This window comes from Acinetobacter sp. YH01021 (genome assembly GCF_013420255.1).
GTDB lineage: Bacteria > Pseudomonadota > Gammaproteobacteria > Pseudomonadales > Moraxellaceae > Acinetobacter.
The window spans coordinates 143796-158994 of sequence record NZ_VOYO01000004.1; the positions used below are offsets into that span (position 1 = coordinate 143796).

Sequence of the window (15199 nt, forward strand, 5' to 3'; positions counted from 1 at the left end):
CTACTCATTTAACAATAAGAAATCCCCAGACCGGGGATTTCTTATGTAAGAGATCAGGCTTTATTGCAGCTCTTGCACCAGCGTTGGAACAATCACGCCATCCACGTTCATTTCAGTCGTATAAATGCCGTTGGCCACATTGAACTTGTTCACATGATAGCTAGAACCATAGATCGAGTCGAAACCATCACCTTTGGTAAAGACTTTCTTGTTGGCGGTCAGATCAAGTAAATGCGTACCATCAATGAACTGCATATAGGTTTTCGCATCGACACCAACACGTTTGGCCATGATCTGTGCGGCATCTTCACGAGTCGCCGGGTCATTGATGTATTTGACAGTTTTATCCCAAACCTGAATCACCTTTTTCCATTGCTCTTTATTGGCTTCCAGATGGGCTGGATTCACGGTCAAGGTATCGTAGATTAATCCAGGCTTGTCTTTAGAGGTGAAAATAATCTTGGAACCGGCCACCGCAGATAAAGCCTGATTTGCCACCGGCTGCCATACTGCAATCGCATCAATATCGGGAGTGGCAAAAACCTGTGGCAATTCATTGGTCATGGTATTGACCAGTTTAACTTCATTCAGTTTAACCTTGGCATCCTCTAGTGCAGTGGACAGTAACAAGTGATCGACCAGGCCTTTTTCAGTCGCAACTGTTTTACCGCGCAGATCCTGAATCGAATTAATGCCATTCTTGGCAATAATCACGTCATTTCCAGCTGAATAATCAGTCGCCATGATCATCACACCCTTGGTGCCGCCAGAGCCAGTGACCAGATTATCACCATTGGTGACCAGTACAGCATCCAGCTGATTCGCTGCGAATGCAGAGAGTGAAGCAGAATAGTCAAACCATTTAAAATCGGCATTAACTCCGGCATCTTCCAGCCAGCCTTTTTCAATCGCCACCTGCCAGGCCACAAATCCCGGCCAGTCACTATAACCAATCCGGATGGGCTGAGTCGTCACACGTCCTTCTGCCTTGGCACTTGGTTCAGGTACTTTAGCAGTATTGTCACAGCCACTAAAAAGGATTGCAGACAGTACGGAAACGGACATCAGTGCTTTTTTGATCATTTTGCGACTTCCCCTATGCATTCACATTTAAATTTGGTATTTGAAAGTTGTTTAGATTTCATAAATTCGCGCCAGCCACCGAAATGACTGATATCTGTTGCATCTTCAAGTGCATAGCCTTCACAGATAAAGCCTTTGACCCAAGTACCATCAATCAGCTGGACATTACCGATCCCCAAAGGTGCCGGAACTTCTGCAACAATGTCCCCGAACAGTGCACGTGGAATGTCCCAGACCTCTACTTCAATTGAAAAGCCTTTGGCGTTGTATTGCAGGCCAGGCTTTGGCGGTGTGGTATTTTTTAAAGCATAGAGTTTGTAATGTGAAGCAGTCCGGGTCTGCTTGATCAGGGTGCCACCACGTGTGGTCAGCTGAAAGTTCAGCGGCATTCTACTTAGATGTGCACCGACGACAGCCAGTTTGACGCTGTGACCCGATGAGATTTCAGTTATTTTTTCATAGCTAAGTTCAGATGTGCCCAACTTTAACTGGCTTGCTTGCTGCCATTTTTGCCCGAATTTGGCCAGTGCTTCATCCATCCAGGCTGGTGCAATAAAGGTCACGCCCGTTGGCAAACCATCGGCACGAATGCTATTGGGTAGCGCCAAAGCCGACAGGTCGGCAAAATTGACAAAATTGGTATAAGCGCCCATGTGGCTGTTTTTTACCAGAGGATCCGCTTCTACTTCTGAAATGCGATAAATGGTGGGTGCCGTAGGCACCATCAAGGCATCATAATCTGCCAGTGTATTTTGAATAACACGGCTCAGGCGGGCGCGTTCATATTCATCCTGCATGACATCGACCGCACTGAACCGGTCTGCCTGTGCAATAATCTGGCCAATTACCGGATGGGTCTGCTCGCGTTGCACCATTTTTTCCACGGCACTGGTACGTTCAGCTACCCAAGAGCGGTTATACAAGGCCGCTGCCAGTTGTTGAAATGGAGCAAAATCAATCGGCTCAACCGTATAACCCAAGCTTTGTACACGTGCGATCGCCAGCTGGAATGCTTTTTCAGTTTCAGCATCGCCATAAAATTCCAGTGTATCTGGAATGGCAATTTTCCCTTTTGAAAATTGGCTAGGAACATTTTGAGGATGCGTTCTGGAATACTCATCGCTGGCATCATAGCCCTGCATGACTTGCGCTACCTGCCAGGTATCATCCACCGTTAAGGCAAAAATCGAAATCACATCGATGGTGCGGCAAGCCGGAATCAGGCCTGTAGTCGAGAACCAGCCTTTGGTCGGTTTGAGTCCGACAATGTTATTGTGCCCTGCCGGTACACGTCCTGAACCTGCAGTATCTGTACCCAGTGAAAATGGCACTAATCCGTTTGCGACGACTACACTGGAACCCGAACTCGAGCCGCCACTGATATATTCAGGATTAAAGCTGTTCTTTACCGCGCCGTATGGGGAGCGCACACCAACCAGACCCGTCGCAAACTGATCCAGATTGGTTTTACCCACGACAATCGCGCCGGCAGCTTTTAATTTGGCTACTGCGGTTGCATCGGAAGTTGCCAGATAAGCTACCTCTTTACATGCTGCTGTGGTATAGAACCCTGCAACATCAATATTGTCCTTGACTGCAAATGGCACCCCATAAAGTGGCAAGCTTGCACTATCTGCACCAGTCAATGCATCAATTTGTGCCTGTAATTGTGCTGCTGTTGCAATTGAAATCCAGGCATGATCGTCATTATTCAATCCGGCAACATACTCAATCAGGTCACTAAGCTGGATATTGTTATTCTGGTAGGCGTGTTGCCAGTCCTGTACAGTCCATAAGTTGTGCACAGCTGTTCTCCTTAAGTGTGTTCGGTATTTTGTGGAATGGGTGGCATGACGGCATCCATCAGTTCGAGATGGCCTTTAATCACGCCTTTCAATGCAATAAATTGTTCGCTAATTTCTTTCAGGTCACTGCTCGCGCCCTGCATCAGCATGACTTGCAGGATTTTTTCATCATCCAGCTGGATATGAAGCGAATTGATCACTTGTGCCAGATACTGCTGTTGCAGATCGACCAGCTGACTGCGCAGCGGTTTCAGACTGACGTCATAGAGCAAGGTGAGTGTGCCAACCATGACTTCATCGCGAATCACCAGATCATCAATCAGGTGACGGTTAATCATGTCGACAATGGCCTGCGAACGGCTTTCATAGTGCTGCTCGACAATTTTTTGATCCATCGCATGCAGCGTGGTTTCTGGCACGGTGATACTGATCCGTGCCAATTTTTGTTTAGGCACGATGTTGATCCTTGGGTTGATATTGGGACGACTGTTTGATGTGAAAGCCTGCGCGTACGCTGAGCAGCTCAACCAGAAAGTGAAGCCATGGATGCATTTTTTTATTTGATGTCGGATTGTTCATGTGCATCTCCTGTGGATATTACAAAACCAGAATTTCGTATTACTTAGGAAAATGCAGAAAGCGTGCCAGTTTGTGCTTATTGGGACGTGATAAATAAAATTGGGTAAAAAGGCGAAAAAAAAGCCCCATAACAGTGAGATGGGGCTTGTTCTAAAGCAAAAGTAAGTTTTGTATTTCACCAGTTTATTCCATTTTGATGATCATGTCCTTGCTATTCTTTTTATACATGAATGGTTAACCGATGTTTGTAATTGAGTGATCAAGTGTATTGTTCTCCTCTATTTAGGTTGTATATAAATAAAAGCATTAAGCGTGCCACAATATAAAAATAGAATAGATTTAAGCAGAATGCTTTTAAAATCGATCACATACATATATAAGCCAGAATAAGGATGATTTAATTTTATTAAGTTCGGCTAAAAAATAGCCCATTTTGCACCATTGGGGTTCGAGTGTGCATCAAAGTGTGGCTAAGTGATTCAGGCCGTCATCTATTAAGGTGTTATACTGCTAAAATAAAGACCAACCAGATTTGAATCAATCACTATTTCATAACTCATTTGAAAAGTAATGAATTGCTGCTAAATTAGCTCCCATATTTGGGGGCTTTTTATGACTGAAAAATTATATTATTGGGCTGAAAACTTAGACAATTATACTTCAGACAATGAAGTCGACTACGATAAAATTATAGAAATAAAAAGATTAAACTTTTTTATTGGGAAAAATAATGCAGGGAAAAGTCGTTTTCTAAGATCATTATTTCAAACTATAATTGACTTTCATTCTTTAAATAGCCTAACTCATCATGAAGATATTAAACATATTGAAAATTTAGTCAATTCACTACCAGAGTATAGCTTTAGCCTAGATAATAGATCAGGTTATCAAAAAACACATCTATTACCCCATATAACTAATATTTTAAATGCACCTTTATTTCCTAGAGCTGAGTATAAAAGATTTTTTGATCAACAATTTAATGATTTATCTAGATATACTCATGCTAATACCAAAGAATTATAAACATTTTATGAAAAAATTAAAAAAGATATAGATCACTTTAATAACTTTTTAGGTTTTAGCAAAAAATCCTATATTCCTATACTAAGAGGTATGCGCCCTGTTAATTTAGAAGAAAATAAAAAAGCCTATTATGAGCGTACCCATAAAGATTACTTTATGGATAAAGAATCAAACGGAGAATGTTTAGAGAATAGAAAATTTAATTTATCAAACATAATTACAGGTGAAGGCCTCTACCATGAACTTAAAATTCACCTTTTAGGCGAACCAGAACAACGTGAACTGATTAAAAAATATGAAGAAAAATTAAGCGAATATTTTTTTGATAATGAACCTGTTTCACTTATCCCTAAGCATGATCAAGATGTTGTAAATATTAAAATAGGTAGTGATAGGCAATTCCCTATTTCACAGTTAGGTGATGGTTTACAACAAGCAATCATTTTGACTTATGAAGCATTCATCAACAAAGATAAAAGACATGCTTTCTTTATAGAAGAGCCTGAGTTACATATGCACGCAGGTATGGTTCGTCAGCTTATGAATTTCTATTTGGATGAAACTGACCACTATTATTTCTTTACAACGCACTCCAATCATTTACTCGATATGGCAGATGAATCTGACCAAGTCATAATTCAAAAATTTGTAAAACAACCGAAAATAGATAACCCAAGCGAATTTGATTTTAAAATTAAGCGTTGTGACCGAGATCGTGACCTACTTGCTTCATTAAGCGTACGTCCTTCTTCTGTTTATTTGGCGAACTGTACGATATGGGTAGAAGGCATTACCGATCGGCTCTATATCACTAAATATATGGAAAAATATTTAGCTGAATTAGAAGAACCGAATGAAGAGCTTTATAAAAAGTATCGTCGTTTTATGCCGAATTATCACTATACATTTGTAGAGTATGCAGGAAGTAATTTAGTGCATTGGTGCTTTAGTGATACATATGCTGATCAATTGGAAGATAAAGGTTTAAGTGCTAAAGCTGTCGCAAGTGAAATGTTACTCATTGCTGATGGTGATATTCAAGGTAAAGCTGATCGTGTAGAAGTTTTAAAGCGTGAGTTGAAAAAAGATAATTATTTAATTTTAGAGTGCAAGGAAACAGAAAATACTCTGCCGAAAGAGGCAATCATTAGAGTAGCTCAAAAAAAGTTTAGCAAGATGCAAACTAGAACTAAACAGGGGTTTACTATAGAAAAGTTAGATTCAATCACTGCATCTGATTACTTTGATCATAAAGATTATGGAATAGGAAAACTATTAGACGATCAAATACGAAATACCAGAACATCAACTGATAAAACTGCATTTGCTGATGGTAAAGGTGTAGGTACAATAAAATATAAACTAGATTTCTGCCGAGAAATCATCAAAGATTTCGATGAAAAACCTGATTGGGAACTTACACCAAAAGCCAAAGCGTTATGTGAACGAATATTTAAGCATATCGAAAAATGTAATTCTTAAATCTCCCCTAACCCCTCTTTAATAAAGAGGGGAAATTCCCTCCTTTGAAAAAGGAGGATTAAGGAGGATTCTTTAAGCCACTGGTGCCAATGTAAACAACACCTGCCCCGTTTTCACCGTTTGCCCTTTTTCAATGGTAATCGCATCGACACGCATACGCTCAGGTGCAATAATTGGTATCTCAATCTTCATCGCTTCAATCACAGCTAAGGTCGCACCTTCTTCCACAATATCGCCTGACTGACATTCAATTTTCCAAATTGAACCTGGCATATGTGATTCCACCGCACAACCACCTTCAGGCACTTCAACACCTTCGCCATCATCCACAGCATCTAGACTTTCAGAGACATATTCCGCAAGACCTGCTTCATGCCAGCGACGGCGCTCTGCATCAAAGTTGGCTTGTTGCACCGCTTTAAACGCCGAAATAGATTCTTGGTTTTCATTTAAGAAGTCATTGTATTCTTTTAAGTTCAATACACCGTCTTCAATACGTAGTTTTAAACGACCTGCTTTAAAGTCCTCACGCATCTGCATCAACTCAGACTCAGACACTTCATAAAACTTAATTTGATCAAAGAAGCGCAATAACCACGGCATACCTTGCTCAAAGTCTGGATTTTTACGGTAGCGTGACCACATTTGTGAAGTACGACCGACAAACTGATAGCCACCCGGACCCTCCATACCGTAAACACACATATACGCACCGCCAATACCAACGGCATTTTCAGGTGTCCAGGTACGTGCAGGGTTATATTTGGTGGTAACCAAACGCTGACGCGGATCAAGCGGGGTCGCCACGGGCGCACCCAAATACACATCGCCCAAGCCCATGACCAAATAACTCGCGTTATAGACCACATCTTTCACGGCTTGTTTGTCTTTTAAGCCATTAATACGACGGATAAATTCGATATTGTCCGGACACCACGGCGCGTCAGGGCGCACGGTTTGCATATAACGCTCAGTAGCAAGTTGAGTTTGTGAATCTTCCCAAGCCAGCGGTAAATACACGGTACGGGATGGCACTTGCATTTCCGTCACATCAGGCAGTTGCTCTTCTGCCACTTGAAGCATCCGCAATAAATCAATCTGATCGAGTTGGGTCGAATCAAAATGAATTTGTAGTGAACGAATGCCCGGTGTCAGGTCAATAATGCCTTGAATATTTTGATCTTTGACCCATTGCATTAAGGCGTGAATACGGAAACGTAGGTTTAAATCAAGCACCAACTCGCCATATTCCACCAACATATAGTTATTGCCCGCAGGACGATACACCACATCAGGCGTACCATTTTGACCTTTCAAGGTATCTAAAATGGCAGATTTTAAGGTGCTGATTTCAGGATAGAATGATTCATCAAAAGTGACTGCTTGCGTATCTTTAGCAGTTAATTGCGCATGATATTTTTCATTCAGCAATTTGGCTTGATGGTAACTCACAGGCACAAATTTCACTTTATCGCCTGCTTTAAGCTGACCGAGTTTCCATAGCTCTGAATTGATCACCACCGCAGGACACACGAAACCGCCTAAACTTGGACCATCTGGCCCCAAGATAATTGGCATATCTCCGGTGAAGTCGATCGCACCAATCGCATAAGCATTGTCATGAATATTGGATGGATGCAAACCTGCTTCGCCACCGTCCTGACGTGCCCATTCAGGTTTTGGACCAATCAAACGAATCCCCGTACGGCTTGAGTTAAAGTGAATTTCAAACTCGTTGGCAAAGAAAGTATCAATGTCGTTTTTGGTAAAGAAATCAGGTGCACCATGTGGACCATACATCACCGCAATTTCCCAAGTATTTGAGAATGTTGGGATTTGATCTTCATTTAATGCTTTCACTTCATCGGATGTAAATGCCGTGATTGGAAGCATATCGCCAATCAATAAATTACGCCCTGCATGACCACCAAACTGACCTAAGGTAAAAGTCGCTTGTGAGCCTAAATATTCAGGCACATTCAGACCACCTTTAATCCCGATATAAGTACGGCAACCTGTGGCGATCTTGCCACATTTGAGTACCTGACCTTTGCGCACATTCACAGTCTGCCACATCGGGACAGACACACCATCCAACGTCGATGGCATATCACCACCTGCCAATACAATTTGACTATCACAATGGAATTTTAAGCTTGGGCCTTGCAAGGTACATTCGAGCCCTGCGGTATTTGGTGCATTGCCTAACAGTTGGTTCGCAACATTTAAAGACAGCGGATCAATCGCACCTGATGGCGGTACGCCGACATCCCAATAGCCCAAACGGCCTGTGACATCTTGCACGGCGGTTTGAATGCCTGCTTGAAGGACTTCAATCTTTTGGGTTTTCCACTCAAAGGTATTTAAGAAGCGTGTGGTTTGCGTACCGGCTTTAAATACATCACAGTCGATAATGTTTTGTAGATATTCAAGGTTGGTTTCGATACCAGCCACTTGGGTTTTAGCCAATGTATCGGTCATGGCTTGAATCGCTGATGCACGATCATCCGCAGTCACAATAATTTTGGCAATCATTGGGTCATAGAATGACGATACGTTTGAACCTGTCTCTACCCAAGTTTCATTACGTGCATTAGCATCAAACTCGACATGTGTAAGTAAACCTGCACTTGGCTGGAAGTTTTTGATTGGATCTTCGGCATAGAGACGAACTTGAATCGAATGCCCTTTAGATTCCAAAGTTGATGTTGGCGCAACCCAATCGCCACTACCTAAAGTCACCATCCATTCAACCAAGTCCACACCGAAGACTTGTTCTGTCACACCATGTTCCACTTGTAGACGGGTATTCACTTCCAAGAAGTAAAACTCTTGTGTATCAGTATCCATCACAAATTCAACTGTACCTGCCGAGCGGTAGTTCACCGATTGCATCAATTGAATCGCGACATTTTGAATATAAGCACGTTGCTCATCATTCAAATGTGGTGCAGGTGTTTCCTCAATGACTTTTTGGTTACGACGTTGCACCGAACAATCACGCTCGCCAAGCGCCAACACTAAACCGTTGCCATCACCAAAAATTTGCACTTCGATATGACGGGCATTTTGCACGAATTTCTCTAAGTACAAACCTGCATCTTTAAAGTTGGCTTGGGCTAAATAGGAGACGGTTGCATAAGCATCTTTCAGCTCTTCTTCATTCCACACCAAACGCATCCCGATCCCGCCACCGCCTGCGGTACTTTTCAGCATCACTGGATAACCAATACGATTGGCTTCCAATAACGCTTCAGCTTCATCTGCTAAGAGTTGACTACCCGGAAGTAGCGGTACATTGGCTTGAATCGCGAGTTCACGTGCAGTGTGTTTTAAACCAAATGATTTCATTTGCGCTGAATTTGGTCCTAAAAACACAATGCCTTGCGCTTCACATAAGTCACAAAACTCAGCATTTTCAGATAAAAAGCCATAACCTGGGTGAATCGCTTGAGCACCGGTTTGTTTAGCAACTTCTAAAATTTTATCGACATTGAGATAGCTTTGGCTTGCAGGTGCATCGCCAATGAATACGGCTTCATCGGCCAAAGTCACATGCAATGAATCACGGTCGGCTTCTGAATACACTGCAACCGATTGAATGCCTAATTTTTTTAGGGTACGAATCACACGACAAGCAATTGCACCACGGTTGGCGATGAGAACTTTATTAAACCCATATTTTAAAGTCATAGTCTTATACCTCGCCTTCACGGACAATCAGTTGAATTTTTGTTGGGTTATAGGCATTACATGGGTTATTCAGTTGTGGGCAGTTTGAGATCAACACAATCAAATCCATCTCAGCTTTAATTTCCACATATTTGCCCGGTGCAGAAATCCCATCATCAAATTTCAGGTGACCATCTGAAGTTACAGGTACATTCATAAAAAAATTAATATTTGGACCGATATGGCGCACATTCAGACCATGCTTTTTCGCAATCGGATGTTGTGACAATGCAATCATGAAATTGTTACGGCAACTGTGCATTGGATATTTATCATGCGCATAACGGACTGTGTTACTTTCACATGAACATGCACCGCCTAAAGTATCGTGGCGACCGCAGTTGTCATCATGAATACTCGCAATTTTATTGCCAAAGTTGGTATATAAAGTCGTACCTTTTTCTAGATAAATTTGACGGTTCATCGCCAAAGTATCGGTTGCGCTATAACGCTCTTCAGGGTTATGTGCGGAAATAAACAAAGTATCCACCGCTTGATTACCTTCAAGATCAACAATACGGAAATACTGGCCTTTTTTGACTTCACACATCCATGCTTCACCGGCAGGACAAACTTCGCTAAGTACTGATTTTTCTAGATTTACGAGTGCAGTCATGATCATTCCCCTTAAGCAGTTAAAGCGTAGTAGCGGTTATTATTTTGAAACGCACGCTGATTTTGCGGGCATGAGTCACGGCAGACATCGGTGTCGCCTAAAGGCAGTGCTTTAAAGAGTGAGAGCTGAATATCGGCTGGTGCATATTCATTAGAATTGTCGAGTGCATGTGGTGCGCTGGATAAAAACACCAAACAATCCATTTCAAAGCGTAGTTCAATCACTTGATCGGTATTATCAGATACGACATAAGACAAGTTGCCGTTGTCATCCGGTGCAACTTTTGAAAATAGGTTTAAGGTATTACTCAGATCCGTCGCAGATAAACCAAATTTGGTCATCTCTAAAAGTAGGCTGTCTTTAGCATTGCGGTACATGTCGTTGCGGGCATCCTGGAAGGTCTTCGTGCCAAACTGTGCTCCAATTTGCGGTGCGGTACTTGGCGCACAAAAGGCATCATTCCAACCATGGTCATCTTTAACAATCGAGATCATCGCACGACCTAAATCAGACGCCAAAATGTGCCCTGTACTTAAAAATGCGCTGTGTTGACCTTTTAAGCTGTCTGGCATGTTATAGGCTTCAAGCTTATCTTCGCTATTCACACAAAACAGTGAAACATTGGCATTTGCGCCTAAAGATTTAAGTTGTAAAACTGCGCCACGCTGGATGCGTGCTGACCAGTGGTGTCCACCCGGTAAACGTTCAGTCCAGAGGACTTGATCTTCGTGATAAGTAGTTGTGCTCATATGCATCCATCCCAATCTTGTACGGTTTACCTCCCGGGCTTTTATCCCTCCGTGTAGCTTGAGCTTGAAACTTAAGCCGTGAACTCTCGGTCGCAGACCTACATGAATCTTCATGTATCGGAACCCTAGATCACTTTATGATTGAGTAGATAGATGCAAAGGACGTGCCAAACTGGTAATACTATTTTTTATATTCGTAATACTTTTTTTTGAGATGGAACTGATCACTTCAGGTGCAAGGCTCTGAAAAAGGCATCAAGATGTACCAAAATAAAAAAATCCCGGCTTGAACCGGGAGTTTAAAATCTAGAGATGAGAACTCAATCAAACTATTTAAGTTGTAGAGTTATTTACTTAAAATCTCATGCAGCATATTGCGTAACCATTGATGGCTGGTTTTATGATGACAAGACATATGCCAATACTGCTTTACGGAATAGGTCGGGAACGCAATTGGCGCATTAAAGATCTTGAGATTGCCACGTGATAACAGGACTTCACTCAAATAATAAGGCACGGTCGCAATCGCATCGGTTTCCTGCACTACCAGTCCGACTCCCAGATAACTTGGCAGACGCATTAGAATGTCACGCTTAAGTTCCAGATTCAGCAATTCATTTTCAATATGGTAATGCCCCATCCCGGCATCAATATCGATATGCGTTTCACGTAAATACTCTTCGGTCGTGATGCTGTCACCCGTGAGCCGCGGATGATCTTTCGCCGCGATCACTACATAATATTGCTCAAACAGTTTCTGCTGATAAAAGCCATTCTCCAGATTTGGCAAGAAGCCCAAAGCCAGATCAATCTCGCCATTGGCCATTTGATAGCTGGTTTCTGACGTAATCGGACGCACATTCAGACGGATATGGGACGCATGCTGCTTCAGATACTGTGAAATTTTTGGCAACAGTACCAGATGCGATACATCAGTCATTGCCAGTGTAAAGCGCTGCTGTGAAGTGACCTGATCAAAATTGATAGTAAAGTTATTAATGGCTTCAACTTTGCTCAGTGCTTCGCTGACCAAGGGAAAGAGCTGTTTGGACAGGTCTGTCGGCAGCATTTCATTGCCAATACGTAAAAATAAAGGATCACCATAATGCTGGCGAATTTTATTCAGCAGATTGCTCACCGCAGGCTGGCTCATATCTAAATGATCGGCTGCCTGAGATACGTTTTTAAATTTATAGACATAATAAAAAATACTGAGCAATTTACAGTCAAGTTCAAACACAGAAATACATTTCCTTTAACTTTCTCCTCATTCGGACAGGTCTTTCATCCGCATAAGTTCATTTATGGTCAGATTAAAATATAACACTTTGCCACTATTTTCAGGATTAAACTCGCTGTAATTTTCCATAAAAAATACTTTTACCAGATGAATAAATTCATTAAAAAGTATTCCAGTGCAAAATTTACAACCAGTTTGCTCAGGTCAGTTAAACATTTAAATCGTATGCGATATACTCAGCCCCACCGAATAAATGGTAAAAATACAGAGAAATCTTATATGTTTCAGGATAAAAAGCTGGTCTGTTTTGATCTAGATGGTACGTTGATTGATTCTGTAGGCATCTGGAATCAGGTAGATGCAGCCCTGATTGACGAGCTCTCCAACAGAAAAGTCGATTTACATGAGATTCAGATTCAGCAACAGCGCGATCTTCAACTTACCGCCTTGAGACATATGTCAGATCCTTATCTGGAATATTGTGGATTTTTAAAAGAACAATACGGTTTTGAACCAGCTAAAGAAGAAGTAAAAAATCGTCGTTATAGTATTTCCCGACATTTTCTTGATTATATCGTCGAGTTAAAACCTCAGGCAGACCTCCTGATTCAGGCTTTAAAACAGCAACAGATATCTCTGGCTTTGACCACCACCACCAGTTTATTCAATGTACAGCGCTATCAGGATAACAATCTAAATATTAATTCTAAAATCAGCTTTGATGAGGACTTTTCCTTGATTCTCACCCGTGAAAATGTCCAGAACATTAAACCTCATCCCGAAGTTTATCTGAATGTTTTGCAAGCCTTTAACCTTCGACCTGAGGAATGTCTAATTATTGAAGACTCTCTAGTCGGTGTAGAAGCAGCAAATCATGCGGGCATCGAGGTAGTGGGAATTTATGACCAGCACTCCGCTCATGAAATAGATTTGATCAAAGCCAAAGCAAATTATTATGTCGAAAATTTTGCTGAATTATTAAGTTCATTCAATAACAACATCCACTAAAAAAGATGCCATGAAGCATCCTTGTTCATGACATCTTGAATACTATTTGTGGCTTAAAAATCTTGCTGACTATTTGGCTTTTTTATAGATTGAGCCTGAACCAACCAGATTTCCGGTTTTCTCATCGATTGCAAAATCGACCATACCTGCACCTGCGTTCAACTGAAGCATGCCATTTTCGTTCACTGCAGCGGGCATTGGATTCTTTTTCTCGGTTTTACCGGTTTCCTTATCTTTGATCGTATTGGTAATCAGATAATTTTCACCATTTTTTGAAATAACCAGAATATTTTCAAGTTTTGGATTTTCCACGGTGTTTTTCCAGTTGCCCTGATAATCTGGTGCGGGTGCTTCAGTGGTGTTACAAGCAGTTAAAAGTACTAATAATGGAATTGCTGAAAAATATTTAAGATGTTTCAAAACTGAGACCTTAAGTGTAACGACGCGGCCATTATAGAGAGAAGCCCTTAGGGCTGAAGCAGGTTGTTGTAGGCAAAGCGTTTCAGCAGTACTGGATCTGTTTTGCTTTCGTCATTTTTTGAAATCTGTATCCATATTTTATTCATAAACAGGATTATTCTAATGATATTGAATCTGATAAAAATCAAAAAAAATTCCTCAATAGACCATCCAAATCTATTGAAGAGTACCAAAACGGTAAAATAAGTAATGCTTAAAAATTATGACAATAGTTTCGCTTTAAAGTAGTTGAAAACAGATTTAGCAGCATGGGTTTTTTCAACCACCTGCTCAGTCCAGTGATTCGTTAGAGAACATTTAGCCAGACCTACCCACACTGTAGAAAACTGTTTCATAAAGCTGGCTTCGTTATAATGAATGCCATATTCTGCACAGAGCGCTTTGATTTTTGGTGCAACCTGCGCATAGCGATTGGCGGGCATGTCGGGGAACAAATGATGCTCAATTTGATGGCTCAAATTACCACTCAAAATATGCAGCCAGGTCGTCCCGCTAAAATTGCTCGAACCACGAATCTGGCGCAGATACCACTCGGCACGGGTTTCATCGTCGGTATTATCCATTTCAAAGGTTTCAGCATCTTCAGTGAAATGACCGTTAAAAATGACGGCAGAAGCCCATAGACTGCGAATCACATTGGCCACCGCATTTCCGGTAAATACCGGAATGGCATTTGGCCCGGCAATGATCGGGAAAAATACATAATCTTTTAACACCTGACGTCGCATTTTCTGGCGTAAAGGTGCTGCTTCTTCCCAGACTTCTTTCCAGGTCTTGGTTTTATAGGCAATCACATCTTCCAGATGCAGGCGTTGCAGGCCAACATACCATTCGAAAAATACCATTAACTGAATGCCCAGTGGAATATTGAACAGAAAGCGTGGTTCCCACTTTTGCGATTCACTGACTCGAATCAGCCCATAACCCACATCATGATCCATCCCGACAATATTGGTATAAGTATGATGAATATAGTTGTGCGTGTATTTCCAGTCATCGCCGGTTGAAATCGTATCCCAGTCATAGGTCGCTCCGTTCAGACTCGGATCATTCATCCAGTCGAACTGGCCATGCATGACATTGTGGCCGAGTTCCATATTTTCCACGATTTTGGAAAGACCGAGCAGACCTGTCCCTGCCAGCCATACCGGTGGCAACCAGCCGGCAAACATCAGCATGCCACGTGAGGCAATTTCGCTATAGCGGACAAAGTTGCGGATTTTATAAATATATTCGGCGTCTTTTTCCCCCAGATCATCCATGACCTCGCGGCGGATCGCATCGACTTTGGCACCGAATTCCTCAATCTGTTCAGGACTAAGAAATTGGCTTTTGCTATGTCGTTTAAAATCAATTTGCATATTCATGGGAGCACCTTCTTATAGTTTAATTAATGGCT

General features: G+C 41.8%; 11 protein-coding genes, 1 pseudogene and 1 riboswitch. Of the genes and pseudogenes, 2 read left to right on the top strand and 10 right to left on the bottom strand.

Going from position 1 to position 15199, the window contains the following annotated elements; genetic code table 11:
• Positions 1-60: 60 nt before the first annotated feature.
• The 4 genes from FTT86_RS05215 to FTT86_RS16080 are packed head-to-tail and all read right to left on the bottom strand — an operon-like array spanning position 61 to position 3467.
• Positions 61-1083, bottom strand: coding sequence for an ABC transporter substrate-binding protein (locus FTT86_RS05215; protein WP_180180744.1), 1023 nt, complete (start codon positions 1081-1083; stop codon positions 61-63).
• Positions 1080-2888, bottom strand: a complete 1809-nt coding sequence (gene atzF / locus FTT86_RS05220) for an allophanate hydrolase (RefSeq protein ID WP_180180745.1) — start codon at positions 2886-2888, stop codon at positions 1080-1082. The genes FTT86_RS05215 and atzF overlap by 4 nt, the downstream gene beginning before the upstream one ends.
• Positions 2889-2899: 11 nt before the next feature.
• On the bottom strand, positions 2900-3343 hold the full coding sequence (locus tag FTT86_RS05225; RefSeq protein WP_004280384.1) for a CopG family ribbon-helix-helix protein: 444 nt from the start codon (positions 3341-3343) through the stop codon (positions 2900-2902).
• On the bottom strand, positions 3336-3467 hold the full coding sequence (locus FTT86_RS16080; protein ID WP_004647016.1) for a hypothetical protein: 132 nt from the start codon (positions 3465-3467) through the stop codon (positions 3336-3338). The genes FTT86_RS05225 and FTT86_RS16080 overlap by 8 nt, the downstream gene beginning before the upstream one ends.
• Before the next feature lie 612 nt (positions 3468-4079).
• On the opposite strand from FTT86_RS16080, the pseudogene FTT86_RS05230 reads away from it, so the two are divergent.
• Positions 4080-5975: pseudogene (locus FTT86_RS05230) on the top strand (AAA family ATPase).
• Between the two features lie 72 nt (positions 5976-6047).
• Here FTT86_RS05230 and uca read toward each other — a convergent pair.
• The 4 genes from uca to FTT86_RS05250 form a co-directional block, all read right to left on the bottom strand.
• The gene (gene uca / locus FTT86_RS05235) at positions 6048-9668 is read right to left on the bottom strand and encodes an urea carboxylase (RefSeq protein ID WP_180180746.1); all 3621 of its coding nucleotides are present in this window, start codon (positions 9666-9668) and stop codon (positions 6048-6050) included.
• 4 nt (positions 9669-9672) lie between these two features.
• Positions 9673-10323, bottom strand: a complete 651-nt coding sequence (locus tag FTT86_RS05240) for an urea amidolyase associated protein UAAP2 (RefSeq protein WP_005266347.1) — start codon at positions 10321-10323, stop codon at positions 9673-9675.
• A gap of 11 nt (positions 10324-10334) precedes the next feature.
• A complete protein-coding gene (locus tag FTT86_RS05245) occupies positions 10335-11072 on the bottom strand; it encodes an urea amidolyase associated protein UAAP1 (RefSeq protein WP_180180747.1) in 738 nt (245 codons plus the stop codon).
• A gap of 28 nt (positions 11073-11100) precedes the next feature.
• Positions 11101-11212, bottom strand: a riboswitch (guanidine-I (ykkC/yxkD leader).
• 206 nt (positions 11213-11418) lie between these two features.
• On the bottom strand, positions 11419-12312 hold the full coding sequence (locus tag FTT86_RS05250; RefSeq protein ID WP_004280389.1) for a LysR substrate-binding domain-containing protein: 894 nt from the start codon (positions 12310-12312) through the stop codon (positions 11419-11421).
• Positions 12313-12591: 279 nt separating this feature from the next.
• On the opposite strand from FTT86_RS05250, the gene FTT86_RS05255 reads away from it, so the two are divergent.
• Positions 12592-13320 carry an HAD family phosphatase gene (locus tag FTT86_RS05255; protein ID WP_044110867.1) on the top strand — a complete coding sequence of 243 codons (729 nt, stop codon included), beginning with the start codon at positions 12592-12594 and terminating at the stop codon, positions 13318-13320.
• 69 nt (positions 13321-13389) lie between these two features.
• Here FTT86_RS05255 and FTT86_RS05260 read toward each other — a convergent pair whose 3' ends face one another.
• Together FTT86_RS05260 and FTT86_RS05265 are read right to left on the bottom strand one after the other, a co-directional pair.
• Positions 13390-13740, bottom strand: coding sequence for a hypothetical protein (locus FTT86_RS05260; RefSeq protein ID WP_004280391.1), 351 nt, complete (start codon positions 13738-13740; stop codon positions 13390-13392).
• 260 nt (positions 13741-14000) lie between these two features.
• Complete coding sequence (locus FTT86_RS05265) at positions 14001-15167, bottom strand: acyl-CoA desaturase (protein ID WP_180180748.1); 1167 nt, start codon at positions 15165-15167, stop codon at positions 14001-14003.
• Positions 15168-15199: the final 32 nt, after the last annotated feature.